We start from the raw sequence: 16,081 nt of genomic DNA, 5'->3' as shown, positions 1-16,081 counted from the left end.
TCAAAATTACCCAACGATGAAAAAACCGATCATTTTTGCTGTAGATGATGACCCGCAGGTATTACGTGCTGTTGTAAGAGATCTAAAATCCAAATACAGAAAAGAATTTAGAATTATCAGCACCGAATCGGCAAATGAAGCTTTGCAAACTATTATCGAACTAAAGAAAAAAGGAGAGGAAATAGCCCTGTTTTTATCTGACCAGAGAATGCCAGAAATGCTCGGGGTAGATTATTTGGAAAAGGCCAAACCCACTTATCCGGAAGCAAAAAGAATTCTGCTTACTGCATATTCAGATACGGATGCAGCCATAAAAGCCATAAATGATGTCCAGTTGGACTATTATTTAATGAAGCCCTGGGATCCGCCTGAAGAAAAGCTCTTTCCCATTATTGATGACCAATTAGAAGAATGGGAAATTAATTACCGCCCAGACTTTTTAGGTGTGAAGGTTATCGGTTACCAGTATTCACCTAAGTCGCACAAAATTAAAGACTTCCTTTCTGGAAATCTATTCCCTTTCCAATGGTTGGATGTAGAATTAAATCCCAAAGCCAAAGAACTGCTGGACTTGAATGAAGTGGAATTAAAAGAATTACCCGTACTGATTTCGGAGGGTGGGGAAGTCTTAAAGGATCCTACATTAGCTGAAATTGGAGAGAAAATCGGATTGACTACCAATGCCTCATCTGAATTATATGATGTAGTGATCATTGGGGCTGGTCCGGCTGGACTAGCAGCAGCAGTTTACGGAGGTTCAGAAGGATTAAATACGCTTTTAATCGAAAAAAGAGCCCCCGGAGGACAAGCGGGTACAAGTTCCAGAATTGAAAATTACCTGGGTTTTCCTAAAGGACTGAGTGGGGCAGACCTTTCCAGAAGGGCGGTAGCTCAGGCTACTCGTTTTGGAGTAGAGTTTCTATCTCCTCAGGAAGTAAATACCATTGATGTTCAGGATAATTATAAAATTATTCAGTTGGTAAACGGGAAAAAAATTAATACAAAAAGTATAATTATTACAACTGGAGTAGAATACAGAAAGCTTCCGGCTGAAGGAATTGAAAACTTTACAGGAGCAGGTGTTTATTACGGGGCTGCAAGTACGGAAGCTGCTTCCACACAAGATAAGGAAGTTTATATTGTAGGTGGGGGAAATTCGGCAGGACAGGCAGCTGTTTATTTATCCAAATTTGCCAAAAATGTGTACATTCTTGTAAGGAGGGAAAACCTGAATGATACCATGTCTTCCTACCTGATTGACCAGATTGATGGTATTGAGAATATTCATTTGAAAGGGAAAACCATAATTAAAAAAGCAGAAGGGGAAGATCGGTTAACACACCTGATCATTGCCGATGTTGATGGTGAAAATGAAAGGAAGGTTGAAGCTGGTGGATTATTCATATTTATAGGGGCGAAACCCTTTACAGAATGGCTGGATAAGAATGTGTTGAAAGACAACAAAGGATATATTGTTACGGGAAGGGAACTGGTGAACTTTACAGAGTATAAAAAGATATGGAAACAGGATAGAAATCCCTATTTGCTGGAAACATGTACACCTGGAATTTTTGCAGCAGGGGATGTACGCTCAGGAGCCATGAAAAGAGTGGCCTCAGCCGTAGGAGAAGGAGCTATGGCCATTAGTTTTGTACATCAGTATTTGGGGGAAGTTTAGTTTTTAGAAGAATTAAATTCTGAAATAATGGTTGTATGTTTTGTTATTGTTTTTAGTTTTGCTTTTTGATTAATTGATAATCCTTAAAGCTTTCTTAATGAAAAAAACTATTATTTTACCATTTATTTTTCTTTATATATTTTTCACAAGTTGTAATGATGAACTTTGTTTTGAATGTACAAACAATAGTGGGTCACAGAAAAAAAACTTTTGTTTGCCTCGCTCAGATGCTAAAGATTACAAAGAGCAATTAGAAAGTTCTGGGTTTGATTGCTCAAAATTTAAAAGATAAACTAAGGTTATATTTAGGCGAAAAAAAACCTCCCCAATCCAGGGAGGTTTTTTACTTCAAAAATTAATTACCAAAATCGCCTCAAACTTTTTCTAATGCTTCATCTGATTTTGGAGCTCCTGAAAGGATTTCCTCATCAGCGAAATCAGAATATTTTTCAAAGTTTTTATTAAACTTATTGGCTAGAAGATTTGCCATTTTATTGTATTCTGTTTTGTTTTCCCAGGTATTTATTGGTAATAACAGTTCACTAGGAACTCCGGGACATTCTTTTGGCATTTCCACACCAAATACATCATGTTTCACATACTCTACATTCTCCAATTGACCTTCCAACGCTGCTGTAATCATAGCTCTGGTATATTTCAACTTCATTCTGGAGCCCACACCATATGCGCCTCCAGTCCAGCCTGTATTCACTAACCAAACATTTACATCTGTATTTTTCATTTTTTCGCCAAGTATTTTGGCGTATTTGGTTGGGTGAAGTGGTAAGAATGCTGCTCCAAAACATGCTGAGAATGTAGCTTGTGGCTCTGTGATACCCATTTCAGTTCCAGCAACTTTTGCAGTATATCCTGAAATAAAATGGAACATGGCTTGTCCCGGATCTAATTTAGAAATGGGAGGTAGCACGCCATAAGCATCACAAGTCAGGAAGAAAATGTTTTTAGGAACATCTCCAATTGAAGGCTGAGCTGCATTTTTTATATGATCCAGGGGATAAGAAACTCTGGTGTTTTCTGTTACACGGGTATCTTCAAAATTAACGGTTCGGGTATCGTCAAAGAATCTGGTATTTTCCAGAATAGCTCCAAATTTAATGGCATCCCATATTTCTGGTTCTTTTTCCCTGGTAAGGTTGACCACCTTGGCATAACATCCACCTTCGAAGTTGAATATACTGGTATCAGTCCATCCGTGCTCATCGTCACCAATTAATTTTCTATTGGGATCAGCTGAAAGCGTAGTTTTTCCGGTTCCTGAAAGACCGAAGAAAACAGCAGTATCACCTTTTTCGCCTATATTGGCTGAGCAGTGCATAGAAAGTACACCTTTATCTTCAGGCAAGTGGTAATTCATTACAGAGAAAATACCTTTTTTAATTTCTCCAGCATATCCCGATCCACCAACAAGGATGATATTTTTAGTAAGGTTTACCAATGCAAAATTACTGTGCCTGATGCCGAATCGCTTAGGATCAACAATAAATTCAGGCGCATCAATTACAGTAAATTCAGGTTCAAAACTTTCCAGTTCTTCTCTGTTTGGATTGATGAACATATTGAAGCAAAATAAATTTTGCCATGCCTGGGTATTCACAAATCTTACTTTCAATTGATATTTAGGGTCGGCACCTGCATATCCTTCTCTCACATAAAGTTCCTTGTTATAAAGGTACTTTATCATTTCATCATAAATTTCATCAAAGGTTTCCGGGCTAATGGCCTGATTAATTTCTCCCCACCAAACTGTATTTTCCGATTTTTCATCCTTAACCACATACTTGTCTTTCGGAGCCCTTCCTGTGAATGCGCTAGTATCTACCATAACAGCACCTGTGTCTGTCATCATACCTTCGTCTCTTCTCATAATTTCCTCATATAGCTCTGCGGGTGTGTAGTTCCAGTGAACTTTTGCCGATTTAATGCCAATAGAATAGAGGTCTGAAATTTTGGATCTTATACCATCTTGTCTCATGGGTGATAGCTTTTGAAGTTAGAAATAATATAATTTAAAAATATTTAGAGTCATTCGCCAATGAATTCTTAACAAATATAGAAAGAGAGAAACCCGACTAACATGATTTGCATCACCCTTTATTTATGATATTTGTTAGAATAATTGAAGGGTTTAATTTGCGCTTAACAATATATTAATCTAAAAAGCTGTGTGATAGGTAATGAAAATTTGGAGCCTTGAAAAGGGAGAAATAAAAAGGGTTTGTCCAACCTTATTTGGTAGGACAAACCCCGTGATAATGACAATAAATTAAACTTTCGACCTTATTATTTAACCTTTTCTTTAAGGAATCCGGCTGTATGGTTCCCTTCCAGTTTCACCATTTCTTCCGGAGTACCTTCAAAGCAAATGGTTCCTCCTTTATCCCCGCCATCAGGACCGAGATCGATTATCCAGTCTGCCGATTTAATGATTTCCATATTGTGTTCAATTATAATTACAGTATGCCCCTTTTCTACCAGCGCATTTAGAGCAATTAATAATTTATTGATATCATGAAAATGAAGTCCGGTAGTTGGTTCATCGAACACAAAAAGTACTTTATCATCCAGTTTTAAATTCCCTTTTACCAGAAAAGAAGCCAGTTTTACCCGTTGGGCTTCTCCACCACTAAGTGTATTGGAAGATTGACCTAATTTCACATAGCCAAGGCCAACATCCTGAAGTGGTTTTAGTTTCTCGGAAATCTTTTTGTTCCCTTTAAAAAACTCAAGGGCTTCATCAATACTCATTTCAAGGACTTCGGAAATATCCTTATCCTTATATTTTATTTCCAGTATTTCACTTTTAAATCTTTTCCCCTTACAGGACTCGCAGGTTAGGAAGATATCGGCCATGAACTGCATTTCAATTTTTGTGGTGCCTTCTCCCATACATTCCTCACATCTGCCACCATCCACATTAAAGGAAAAAAATGCTGGTTTATACCCTCTCTGCTTGGCCAAAATCTGATCGGAGAAAAGTTGCCTGATGGCATCATAAGCCTTCACATAGGTCACAGGATTGGACCGGGAAGATTTACCAATAGGATTTTGGTCTACAAATTCCATGTGGGTAATTTCTTTTAAATCCCCATCTATTCTATCCACTTTCGAAACCGAATCGTGGTAACCTCCCAAATGTTTGGATAACACTGGAAACAAAATTTGTCTTACCAGAGTAGATTTTCCCGAACCACTTACCCCAGTAATCACCGAGAGCACACCAAGAGGAAACTTTACATTAATATTCTTCAGGTTGTTTTGTCTGCAACCGACAAGTTCTATAAACTTTTTCCATTTTCGTCTTTTGGCTGGAATGGGTATTTCCTCAATTCCGTTCAGATACCGGGCAGTATGGCTCACATTTTTGTTTTCCAATTTGAAAATATCTCCCTGAAAAATAAGATCGCCACCAAAATTCCCTGCATCCGGACCAATGTCAATAATCTGATCTGCCGCTCGCATTACTTCTTCCTCATGTTCTACTACAATTACCGTATTGCCCAGTTTTTTGAGTTCCACCAAAACACTCACCAGGTTTTGAGTATCTCGGGGGTGAAGGCCTATACTGGGTTCATCCAGAATATACATTGAGCCAACAAGCGCACTTCCCAAAGAAGTGGCCAGTTTTATTCTCTGGTATTCTCCTCCGGAAAGGGTAGAAGTAAGCCTGTTCAAAGTGAGATATCCCAACCCTACTTTTTCCAGATATTCCAGTCTGTTTTTAATTTCAGTCAAGATTCTACTGGCAATTTCCTGATCGTGCTTGTCAAGTTTCAAATTCTTGAAGAACAAAGAAATTTCATTGATAGGCAGGAGTACCAAATCAATGATTGATTTGCCTGCAATTTTCACGTAACCTGTATCTTTTCGCAATCGGGTTCCTTTGCAATCGGGGCAGACTGTTCTTCCCCTATATCTCGAAAGCATTACCCGATATTGAATCTTATGTGATTTTGATTCCAGGTATTTGAAGAAAGCATCAATCCCTTCAAAATACTCATTGCCATTCCAAAGCAAATCTTTTTGTTCCTGATCGAGTTCGTAATAGGATCGGTGAATGGGGAAATCGAACCGTATGCCATTGGAAATCAGAGGCTTTAGCCATTTGCTCATGGTTTCACTTCTCCAGGGGGCAATTGCTCCTTCGTAGACTGAAAGATTTTTATCCGGGATTACCAAATCTTCATCAATCCCTAAAATTTTCCCGAATCCTTCACAGGTTTTACAAGCTCCGTAAGGATTGTTGAAAGTGAAAAAATTTACACTTGGTTCTTCAAATGTAATCCCGTCTCTTTCAAATTTATCCGAGAATTTTTTTTCTTCCTTGTCACCGGATTTCGGAATTATTTCAATATTACACTCTCCATGTCCTTCAAAAAATGCAGTTTGTACTGAATCTGCCATTCGGAATAAATTGTCCTCATCATCGTATTTCACTACGTTTCTATCTACAAGGATCTTTATTTGATCCTTCTTTTTGAATTTGTGATTTTCTTCAATTAAATCCTCAATCAAAAAGACCTCTCCCTCAATTACAATCCTGGCAAAACCTTGTTGCATTAATAGTTTCAGTTCATCAAGGGCCGTTCTTTTATCTTTAAGTACTAATGGGGCAAGGATCATCACCCGAGTCCCTTCCTCGAAAGACTGAATATAATTAACTACATCTGAAACACTATCTTTAGTAACCAACTCGCCACTTTCAGGAGAATAGGTTTTCCCCACTCTGGCAAAAAACAATTTCAGATAATCATAAATTTCAGTGGTGGTCCCAACTGTAGACCTTGGATTTTTGGTGGTTACTTTTTGTTCAACTGCTATAGCCGGGCAAATTCCTTTAATATAGTCCACTTCAGGTTTTTCCATTCTACCTAAAAACTGCCTGGCATAAGAACTAAGGCTTTCCACATACATCCGCTGGCCTTCTGCAAATAAAGTATCAAATGCCAAAGAGGATTTCCCTGAGCCGGAAACCCCAGTGATTACCACCAGATTATTTCTGGGAATGGCCACACTGAGGTTTTTCAGGTTGTTTACCTTAGCTCCTTTTACAATTATATAATCCTTAGGATTCAGTTTTTCTAATTCTACAGTTGTTGACATAAAATCTTTTTTCACCATTACACGCTTAAAATCACTTCCGAAAATAAGCTTGTCAAATATAAGCCTGAATGAACGGAAAATGTTTGTTCCTTGAAATTAAATGAATAGCAATTCCAACCAGGAAGTAAATCTTGCTGGAGGAATGAGTAGCCTAAAATGTGTGGAAAAATTATTTTGCAATTTAGGGTTATTGGCTAAGAAATGGAAACAAAATCAAAAATTCCGAAGAGGAGAATTTTAGTTCAAATTTTATCCAATTTTAGCCGCAATAATTAAATCCAGGTTCTTGTAAGGGAGGTGATATTTATTCGCCATATTTTTATTGGTGATCCCTCCTCTGTAGGTATAAACACCATTGGCAAACCATTTATGGGCAAAAATCATTTCATCAATTCCTCCTAATTCACTTAGCTTAATTAGCATTGGAGTGAAAATATTACTAATGGCGGTAGTGGCAGTTCTGGCTACTCTTGAGGCTATATTAGGCACACAATAGTGGATCACATCGTATTTCCTGAAAGTTGGATTTTTATGGTCAGTTACTTCGGAAGTCTCAAAGCAACCACCACGGTCAATAGAAACATCAATTATTACAGAATTTGGTTTCATTTGCCCAACTGTTTCTTCCGTAACCACTACAGGGGCTCTTCCTCCTTCCGCACGAAGTGCCCCGATAGCTACATCCGCCCGCATGAGTGCATCAGTAAGCATGCTGCTGTCTATAGCTGAAGTATAAAGGTTTGGCTGATTCAATTGATCCTTAATCCTTTTGAGGCGATAAATATGATTATCAAATATTTTTACTTCTGCTCCCAGGCCAATGGCTGTTCTTGCCGCATATTCGGCTACAGTTCCGGCACCCAGAATAACTACCTTTGTAGGAGGGACTCCAGTGATTCCACCTAGGATTATGCCCTTACCATTGTTTAGGCAACTCAGGTATTCTGCGGCAATAAGCATTACTGTACTTCCGGCAATTTCACTCATTGCTCTTACAAGAGGCAAACCCCCAACTTTGTCTTCCAACAGATCGTAAGCCAGTGCGGTAATTTCTTTATTTATTAATTGCTGGAAATATTTTTTGGATAACAGGCTCATTTGTAATGCGGAAATCACGGTTTTGCCGGGTTTCATGTAGCCTATCTCTTCATATGTTGGTGGGGCAATTTTCAGAATAATATCCGATTCGAAAACTTCTTTGGAAGAATAAACAATCTTGGCTCCGGCATTACTATATTCTTCATCCGAATGTTTGGAATATTCTCCAGCCTTACTTTCTACACAAACATCAAGGCCATTATTTACCAAAATTTCCACAGCCTCAGGGCGCATGGTAACTCTTTTTTCAGAATGATGTTCCTTGGGTATCCCAATGGTTACCTTTTCTCCTCTTTTCTTTTTTTGTCTCTCTAAAACTTCCTGTGGATGTAGCTGATATAATTCCGCAGCAAGACCGCTTACATCTTCTTTTCTCTGCTTACCCATGTTTGGTTAAATTTATAATCCTTTGATTCTCATTTCCCAATTCCATTGCTATCATCAGGTGATTTTCAGGGATTAATTTTTCAATTTTTGATGGCCATTCTATCAGGCAGATATTACCCGAATAAAAGTACTCTTCACAACCCATTTCCAAAGCCTCAACTTCATTCTTAATTCTGTAAAAATCGAAATGGTAAAATGGATTCCCATTTCCATCTTCATATTCATTTACAAGACCATAAGTCGGACTATTAATCAAATCTTCGGATCCTAACCTTTCCGCTAAATGTTTGATTAAGGTAGTTTTTCCCACTCCCATTTCTCCTTCAAACAACCAAATTTTTTGGTCACTGGAAAATTCTACAATTTTCCCAGCAATGTCATTGAGGTCGGCAAGTGAAGAACTGGTTAAGATCAGGGAATTCATTTAATAAAAAATAGCTGTCAGTACCAAAAAAACATGCAAAAATGTATTTCTTCAAGCAAAAAATGAAATTTAGTAAATGTTCTTTATTTAATTCATAATTAATCTACCTAAATCTGATAAAATTTAACCTGAATGTCAGTAAAAAGAGGTTGGGTTTATCGATTTGTTATACGCAAATGGATTTTTACATATTTAAAATACAAAAAAAATGAGGGAAAAGAAATCAGTGAAAGAGATTGTTATAATATATAACTAAAAAAACCAGCTCAATCAGGAACTGGTTTTGGGGGTTTGAAGAATTATTTCAGTAAATTCCGGGAAATAACTATTTTCTGAATTTCACTGGTGCCTTCCCCAATGGTGCAAAGCTTACTATCCCGATAATATTTTTCAACCGGATAATCTTTGGTAAATCCATAACCTCCAAATATCTGAACGGCTTCATTGGCTACCCAAACTGCCGTTTCTGAGGTGTAATATTTGGCCATGGCTGATTCCTTAGTCACATTTTTCCCCTTATTTTTCAAGTCTGCTGCATTATAGGTTAACAATTTAGCAGCTTCAACTTTGGTTGCCATTTCGGCCAATTTAAAGGAAATGCCCTGAAATGAGGAAATAGGTTTCCCAAACTGGTGTCTTTCTTTTGAATATTCTATGGCATGCTCCAATGCTCCCATGGAAATTCCCAATCCAAGTGCGGCAATGGAAATTCTACCTCCATCCAATACTTTTAGTGATTGTTTGAATCCTTCTCCTACTTTACCAAGGATGTTACTTTTATGGACCATGCAGTTATCAAAAATTAATTCTGTGGTTTCTGATGAGCGCATCCCCAGCTTATCTTCTTTTCTCCCAGAATAAAAACCGTTTGTACCTTTTTCAATTACAAAAGCGGTGGCATTATTTGATGTACCTGGCTCACCTGTTCTGGCAATCACTACAGCTAAATTCCCACTTTTTCCATGAGTTATAAAATTTTTGGCACCATTTAGTACCCAGTAATCTCCATCCTCCTTGGCAATTGTTTTCATGTTTCCTGCATCAGAACCTGTATTTGGTTCGGTAAGTCCCCAGGCTCCAATCCACTCCCCTGAGGCCAGTTTTGGCAGCCAGTTTTGTTTTTGCTCTTCACTGCCAAATTGTAGAATATGGCCGGTACACAGTGAGTTATGGGCTGCCATCGATAAGGCAATTCCCGGATCAAATTTGGCAAGTTCTGCAATAGCTGTTACATATTCATGATAGGAGAAACCAGATCCTCCATATGTTTCAGGTACTAAAACACCTAGTAGTCCGAGTTTTCCTAATTCTTTAAAAACACTTACCGGGAAAATTTGTTGATCATCCCACTCCTTCCTGTATGGTTCAATATGGACCTCGGCAAATCCCCTCACCATCTGGACAATCATTTCATTTGTTTCTTTTTCAATTGTGTGCATGTTGTATTATGTCGTTTTGGTTTTTTTTAATGGTAAAAGTTAAGTGATTAAATTGAGATTTTTATCATGATATTTAATTCCTTTCACAAAGATTTTTGCTTTGATCTTGTTTCAGGTTATTTTTCAAATCACTCTAAAAGAGGAACATGATAATTTTTGCATAAATGGCTCACCCCTAATAATTTAATAACTGGAATCCATGATAGAAATGTTTCAGAAAATTATTTAAATCTTGTTAAAAGTTCTATCCTGTTAGAAAAATGCATTTTAGTCTTTAAGGATCAATATTTTCGTCCTTTCCAGATCACTTTTGTTGGAACAATGAAAAATATTAGAGAAGCAACAGAAATGAGCAGGTTATAAATTTCAAAACAAGCCAAGGCAAAGAAATTTATTTTTAGTTTAAGGAATTTGAAATTTTGATAAATAATAATCCACTGGGAAAACATTTTTGTGATTAAAAGGAAGAATGCTATTTCCGGGAAGAAAAAGAATGATAAAATGAAGATAGGAAAAAATAGTAATTGAAGAATTAAAGGAAAGGTAATAAACCATGGGAGTTTGATGGCTCCTTTGGCCCATCTTTTTCTTTGAAGAAGGAGCTGAGAAAAAGATGTGGCGGGTAAAGAAAATGCTAATATTTCATGGGATTTGATTTGTTTAAAACCCCATCCCTTTTTTACAATTTGGTGGAAAATCTCAAAGTCTTCAGTAATGGAGAATGGGATGCTTTCATATCCACCAATATCCTGATAAGCCTTTCTTGAAATTAGCATATTGTTGCCTAAAGTGGTGACTGGAATTTTCAAATCAGTGGCAAGCTTAATGAGAGAAAGTGCAAGTATCCATTCGTAAGCCTGGAAATAATCAAAAAAACGATTTGCTTTAATTGTGGTAAACCCGGTGATGATTCCGATTGTTGGAGAATATTTATTGACGAATTCATTCATCCAGGAATTTCCCAATACAATGTCTGCATCTGTAAAACATAATAGTTCTCCTTTAGCATGGTTGGCTATTTGTGCCAGAACGTTGGCTTTACCCATTTGCCCTTCGAGTTGGGAGTTAATATTAACCAGAAAAAAATTAGGTTTATTTTGGATAAAGTTATTTACAATGGTTTCAGTATTGTCTTCTGATTGGTCATTGCCAATAATTACCTCAAAAAGATCTGCAGGATAGTTTTGTCTAAAAAGGCTTTCAAGGCAGGCTAGAATGCAATTTTCTTCATTTCTTACTGCTATTAAAACACTAATTTTGAGCAGGTTTTTATTTTCAATGACATCCAATTTTTTCTTCAAATAGAAATATTTATTCTTTATTGTAAATTTGCGGCTTGGAATTTAGCAAAGTGGGAGTAAAAGCAGGCTTTAATCCTAAAAAATTGATAAGGATTAATGCGATAGTAATTTTAATACTCCAGTATTATTAAATTGCCGGGACTAAAATGGAGACAATTTACGAATATAAAAAACTTGAAGATTTCTGTAGGGAAGTTTTCATCAAAATGGGCTGCAGCTCAGAGGATGCTGCTTTAGCATCCGATGTTTTAATCAGTGCGGACTTGAGGGGAGTTGATTCCCACGGTGTGGCCCGGTTAATAGGATATGTCAGGTTATGGGAAAAAGACAGAATAAATCCCTCCCCAAAAATTAAGGTGGTGCACGAAACTCCAAGTACAGCCACAGTTGATGGAGATGCTGGCTTAGGTTTGGTAGTTGCTCCAAAAGTAATGAAACTAGTGATGGAGAAGGCGGAAAAGGTAGGTTCAGGTTGGATTTCCGTAAAAAATTCCAATCATTTCGGTATAGCCGGATATCATGCTATGAAGGCTCTTTCTAAAGATATGATTGGAATGGCTATGACAAATGCAAGCCCATTAGTAGCGCCTACTTTTTCTAAAGAAAGGCTTTTAGGAACTAACCCTATTGCTGTGGCTATTCCAACTGGAAAGCAGCCTCCATTTGTAGCGGATTTTGCCACTACTACTGCTGCCAATGGGAAACTCGAAATCTTACAACGAAAAAAAGCAGAAACGCCAACTGGCTGGGTGCAGGATAAAGATGGCCAGCAAAGTACAGACCCGTATGCAGTAAAAAATGGTGGGGCATTATTACCATTAGGAAGTGATAGAGATAGGGGAAGTCATAAGGGTTATTGTTTAGGTTCTATTGTGGATATTTTTTCAGCTGTATTTTCCGGAGCCGGGTACGGACCATGGGCACCACCATTTGTAAGCTTTTTGCCTTTACCTGAAGATCCTGTTGGGGAAGGGCTTGGGCATTTTCTGGGTGCCATGCGGATAGATGGTTTCAGACCTTCAAATGAATTTAAATTCCACATGGATAACTGGATAGAAAGATTTAGAAGGGCCACTCCAGTAGAAGGAAAGGACAGGGTGCAAATTCCAGGGGATCAGGAAAGAGAAATGGAAGAAATTCGGAAAGACAATGGAATTCCCTTACTTCAACCTGTGGAAGAAGATCTTAAATCGCTGGCAAAGAAATTTAATCTGAAATTTTAGTGAAAAATGGACTGAACTTCAGTTTGCTCCATTTTTAGTTGCTTGGTGGGAAATTATTAAGCATTTTACAATAAATAAATTAGATAGTATTTTACAAAATTTAAAATTAGGGAGAAATGAAAGCATATATGTTTCCAGGGCAAGGCGCTCAATTTGTGGGTATGGGTAGAGAATTATATAAAACATCATCAAAAGCAAAAAAATTATTTGATCAGGCAAATGATATATTAGGGTTTTCTATCACCGATACAATGTTTGAGGGTACAGTTGAGGACCTAAAACAAACTAAAGTAACTCAACCTGCCGTTTTTCTTCATTCTGTAATTGTAGCATTAACCTCAGAAAATTTTTCCCCTGATTTAGTAGCCGGGCATTCCTTAGGAGAGTTTTCTGCACTTGTGGCCAATAAGGCTTTGAGTTTTGAAGACGGACTTAAATTAGTATCTCAAAGGGCTACAGCTATGCAAAAAGCCTGTGAACTCAATCCTTCTACAATGGCTGCCATTCTAGGTTTAGAGGACGAAGTTGTAGAAAAAATTTGTGCCGAAATTGATGAAGTTGTAGTTCCTGCAAACTACAATTGTCCTGGCCAGCTGGTGATAAGTGGATCAATTGAAGGTATTGACAAGGCTTGCGAAAAACTAAAGGAGGCAGGTGCAAAAAGAGCAATGGTTTTAGCCGTAGGAGGAGCTTTCCATTCTCCTTTAATGGAGCCTGCCAGAGAGGAACTAGCTGTGGCTATTGCCAATACTCAATTTAGTAAGCCCTCATGCCCAATTATTCAGAATGTGGATGCTGAAAGTTATGAGGACCCTGAAAAAATAAAGGCAAATCTCATCGCACAACTGACTTCACCTGTAAGATGGACGCAATCTGTGCAAAAAATGATTTCTTTAGGAGCTGATAAATTTATTGAATGTGGTCCGGGAAAAGTATTACAGGGACTTGCAAAAAAAATTGACAGAAGTGTAGAAGTGGCAAGTGCTTAAGCTCCAGTGCCAATATTCCCGAGAAATAGTAATCTCTCTATCAGTCTTTTATAGCAGAATAAAACCCTATTAATTTTGAATTACTGCTTAACATCAAAATTTCGGGTTGAATTTTGATGTTTCTAAGATATTTAATAAAACTCAAAGAGGCTTTTCAAATACTGAAAAGCCTCAATCATTTATTGCGGTATTTATTTTTTTATGCCATGGAAAGCATTTGATGACCAGAATCATGGAAAGTTTCCAGAACGGTTTCGAGGGAGCTATTATACACAGGCTTTTTTAAACAATAGTCAACACCATTTTCCATCATCCCTATTCTTTCTGCTTCAAGAGTTGATGAAGAAACTCCGATTACTTTCACCTTTCCCTGTCCGTTTTTCTCTAGTTGTATCAATTTTTCCTTAATTTCTTTCCCATCGGAAATAGAAATACTACTATTGATAAAGAGAATTGAATATTTATTTTCAGCTAGTTTTTTAATTACTTCTTTGGCGCTGGATACAATTTCGGCATGCCATCCTTTTCTTTCCAGGAGTAATTTGAAGTACGCACCGTCAATAGCTTTTGGCTCCGCAATAAGGGCTAATTTGTTTCTTCCCATTAGATTAAATTTAAATTTTGAGAAATTGTTGGCGATTAATTAATGGTAGTGGAAACAAGATTTTGAATCCTGTTTTTTTAATATAAACGTAGGATTGATTTGGTAATAATCACTAACGGGAATACTTTGAAGGAGTTATCATTACTGATAATAATTTCAATGGCCTGGATGTAAGGTTTTTGTGGGATGAAGATTTTTTTTTCATTAAGCCCAAAAAAAAGAAATTTTCCAATTACTGGATACCTAAAAATGCAAGAGTAAAAATGATATGGTTGTTCAAAATTAATTGAGATAAACGCCATATCTTTCATTATTTTCTAATTCAACGGTTACATGTTCGTTTACCGTAGTTGATAAAGAGTATCCTACAAAATCTGCTGATATTGGAAACAACCGGAAGGCTCTGTCAATAATAACTGCTACCTGAAGCTTTTTGAGCTCTGTGTGAAGAAATGGATTTAAACTATAAGCTAAAGTTCTTCCGGTATTCAATACATCATCAGCCACAATTACGGTTTTGCCTTTTAGTTTAGCAGGATCACAATCCAATTCCACATTGCTTTGTTGGGGAAGCCCCTTATTTAGCTGTACTTTCACTAAAAGTACTTTAATAGGGGAAATTCTCTCAACTTCTTGTTTTAAAATATCGGCAAAAATGTAACCTGTATCGTAAATACCGGCTATTATAATCTCTTTCTCTTCAAAATTGTGTTCGTAAATTTCAAACGCAATTCTTTTGATTTTCCTTAGTGTTTCTTCTTTGTTTAAAATCCTGTTTTGAATATTCTGCATTTTAATCTATAACATTTTTACCCACCAGGAAACTCTTGAAGTGGGTAGATATTCGGTTTTATAATTTATTGAAAATCAAATGGTTAATTTGTTTTGTTTTCAATAGTTTATTTCCAGATGCTTTCAATCCCGAAATTAAGCATTATTAATCAAAACAGGTGATAAGAAGGAGTAAGAAATTTGGGTAAATAAAAGTAATTTTTTAATTACCCAGTTTTCTGAATATTGAGTAAGAATAGAAAAAGTCTGCTTAAAGTTTATGGTTTTCAGGGGTATTTACATGTCCTTTTTCATACTGCATGATAATAAATGTTGCCAGGAAACCAGAGGCCATTCCTTCCACTTCAATAGTAACCATAATTGAGAAAGGATCAAGGAAACTTCCTAAAGGAACATTTTCTTTTATCCATAACATAAACTCTATGTCTATAAATGCCAGATAGAAAAAGATAAATATGGCAAAGGTAGTAACTCCAATGGCTGAAGTAATTACACCTACCCTCAGGCCTTCAAAATAGCCAAAAGTATCTGGATTGCGCTTTAGAGATTGATGAATGGAAAGCCCTACTCCACCTATAATAATGAAGAAATTCAATACTCTCAGTTCAACAACATCATGCAATCCTATTAACTTCATGAATAGGAAATAAAAAATAAAACCAGCTGCCATTAAGAGGCCGTACTTTCTGATAATTGGATTTTTCATGTTTCAATACCTTTTAATTAAAAAATTATGAGGAAGTAGGTAGGTTAGTTTAGGATTTTAACAAGAAATCATTACCTTTAATCGGCTGTGAGTAGGGACAAAAAATGAGGCGGATTTAATGGTGAAATTATTCCATTGAGTTTTATCCTTCCCCAAATATTTGCTTCTAAAACACGGATAGTGCTAAATAGTTTTTTGAAATTATGAAAGTAGCCGGTAGGCGAACATTATAGGTAATAATCCGAGTTTTGATATATTTAATCGGGTACCAGGTTATTTTGGTTGATATTTTTAATTATCTTCATAAAAGCTTTTGTAA

Annotated in this window: 12 protein-coding genes; 3 read left to right on the top strand and 9 right to left on the bottom strand. The window is 36.8% G+C overall.

Annotated elements, in window-relative coordinates; all coding sequences use genetic code 11:
- Positions 1–16 precede the first annotated feature (16 nt).
- Positions 17–1,678, top strand: a complete 1,662-nt coding sequence (locus tag A3EM_RS0109195) for a response regulator (RefSeq protein ID WP_020527905.1) — start codon at positions 17–19, stop codon at positions 1,676–1,678.
- 373 nt (positions 1,679–2,051) lie between these two features.
- Here A3EM_RS0109195 and pckA read toward each other — a convergent pair whose 3' ends face one another.
- The 6 genes from pckA to A3EM_RS0109155 form a co-directional block, all read right to left on the bottom strand.
- Entirely contained in the window at positions 2,052–3,671 is a 1,620-nt protein-coding gene (gene pckA / locus A3EM_RS0109185) for a phosphoenolpyruvate carboxykinase (ATP) (protein ID WP_020527903.1), read from the bottom strand.
- Between the two features lie 308 nt (positions 3,672–3,979).
- A complete protein-coding gene (gene uvrA, locus A3EM_RS0109180; protein ID WP_211211952.1) occupies positions 3,980–6,799 on the bottom strand; it encodes an excinuclease ABC subunit UvrA in 2,820 nt (939 codons plus the stop codon).
- Positions 6,800–7,048: 249 nt separating this feature from the next.
- Complete coding sequence (locus A3EM_RS0109170; protein ID WP_020527900.1) at positions 7,049–8,284, bottom strand: alanine dehydrogenase; 1,236 nt, start codon at positions 8,282–8,284, stop codon at positions 7,049–7,051.
- A complete protein-coding gene (gene tsaE / locus A3EM_RS0109165; RefSeq protein WP_020527899.1) occupies positions 8,277–8,708 on the bottom strand; it encodes a tRNA (adenosine(37)-N6)-threonylcarbamoyltransferase complex ATPase subunit type 1 TsaE in 432 nt (143 codons plus the stop codon). The genes A3EM_RS0109170 and tsaE overlap by 8 nt, the downstream gene beginning before the upstream one ends.
- 299 nt (positions 8,709–9,007) lie before the next feature.
- Entirely contained in the window at positions 9,008–10,147 is a 1,140-nt protein-coding gene (locus A3EM_RS0109160) for an acyl-CoA dehydrogenase family protein (RefSeq protein ID WP_020527898.1), read from the bottom strand.
- A gap of 281 nt (positions 10,148–10,428) precedes the next feature.
- A complete protein-coding gene (locus A3EM_RS0109155; RefSeq protein ID WP_020527897.1) occupies positions 10,429–11,448 on the bottom strand; it encodes a glycosyltransferase in 1,020 nt (339 codons plus the stop codon).
- A gap of 146 nt (positions 11,449–11,594) precedes the next feature.
- Between A3EM_RS0109155 and A3EM_RS0109150 the strand changes: the two genes are divergently transcribed.
- Complete coding sequence (locus tag A3EM_RS0109150; protein WP_020527896.1) at positions 11,595–12,671, top strand: Ldh family oxidoreductase; 1,077 nt, start codon at positions 11,595–11,597, stop codon at positions 12,669–12,671.
- Positions 12,672–12,787: 116 nt separating this feature from the next.
- Positions 12,788–13,660 (top strand): ACP S-malonyltransferase, encoded by an 873-nt coding sequence (fabD, locus tag A3EM_RS0109145; protein ID WP_020527895.1) that lies wholly within the window; start codon positions 12,788–12,790, stop codon positions 13,658–13,660.
- Positions 13,661–13,859: 199 nt separating this feature from the next.
- Here the strand turns inward: fabD and A3EM_RS0109140 are convergent, their stop codons facing one another.
- The 3 genes from A3EM_RS0109140 to A3EM_RS0109125 all read right to left on the bottom strand — a co-directional run bounded on the left by A3EM_RS0109140 (position 13,860) and on the right by A3EM_RS0109125 (position 15,762).
- Entirely contained in the window at positions 13,860–14,264 is a 405-nt protein-coding gene (locus tag A3EM_RS0109140) for a response regulator (protein ID WP_020527894.1), read from the bottom strand.
- Between the two features lie 282 nt (positions 14,265–14,546).
- Positions 14,547–15,056, bottom strand: coding sequence for a phosphoribosyltransferase family protein (locus A3EM_RS0109130; protein ID WP_020527892.1), 510 nt, complete (start codon positions 15,054–15,056; stop codon positions 14,547–14,549).
- A 250-nt stretch (positions 15,057–15,306) separates the two neighbouring features.
- Complete coding sequence (locus A3EM_RS0109125; protein ID WP_020527891.1) at positions 15,307–15,762, bottom strand: DUF4199 domain-containing protein; 456 nt, start codon at positions 15,760–15,762, stop codon at positions 15,307–15,309.
- Positions 15,763–16,081 lie beyond the last annotated feature (319 nt).

The sequence above is a fragment of the Flexithrix dorotheae DSM 6795 genome, from assembly GCF_000379765.1.
Taxonomy (GTDB): Bacteria; Bacteroidota; Bacteroidia; order Cytophagales; family Flammeovirgaceae; genus Flexithrix; species Flexithrix dorotheae.
The sequence above is the reverse complement of the archived record's forward strand: the minus strand, read 5'-3'. Positions and strand labels throughout refer to the sequence as shown.

Coding starts and splice junctions, on each gene's coding strand:
- A3EM_RS0109195 (WP_020527905.1), top strand. CDS start 17: ATGAAAAAACCGATCATTTTTGCTGTAGATGATGACCCGCAGGTATTA.
- pckA (WP_020527903.1), bottom strand. CDS start 3,671: ATGAGACAAGATGGTATAAGATCCAAAATTTCAGACCTCTATTCTATT.
- uvrA (WP_211211952.1), bottom strand. CDS start 6,799: ATGTCAACAACTGTAGAATTAGAAAAACTGAATCCTAAGGATTATATA.
- A3EM_RS0109170 (WP_020527900.1), bottom strand. CDS start 8,284: ATGGGTAAGCAGAGAAAAGAAGATGTAAGCGGTCTTGCTGCGGAATTA.
- tsaE (WP_020527899.1), bottom strand. CDS start 8,708: ATGAATTCCCTGATCTTAACCAGTTCTTCACTTGCCGACCTCAATGAC.
- A3EM_RS0109160 (WP_020527898.1), bottom strand. CDS start 10,147: ATGCACACAATTGAAAAAGAAACAAATGAAATGATTGTCCAGATGGTG.
- A3EM_RS0109150 (WP_020527896.1), top strand. CDS start 11,595: ATGGAGACAATTTACGAATATAAAAAACTTGAAGATTTCTGTAGGGAA.
- fabD (WP_020527895.1), top strand. CDS start 12,788: ATGAAAGCATATATGTTTCCAGGGCAAGGCGCTCAATTTGTGGGTATG.
- A3EM_RS0109140 (WP_020527894.1), bottom strand. CDS start 14,264: ATGGGAAGAAACAAATTAGCCCTTATTGCGGAGCCAAAAGCTATTGAC.
- A3EM_RS0109130 (WP_020527892.1), bottom strand. CDS start 15,056: ATGCAGAATATTCAAAACAGGATTTTAAACAAAGAAGAAACACTAAGG.
- A3EM_RS0109125 (WP_020527891.1), bottom strand. CDS start 15,762: ATGAAAAATCCAATTATCAGAAAGTACGGCCTCTTAATGGCAGCTGGT.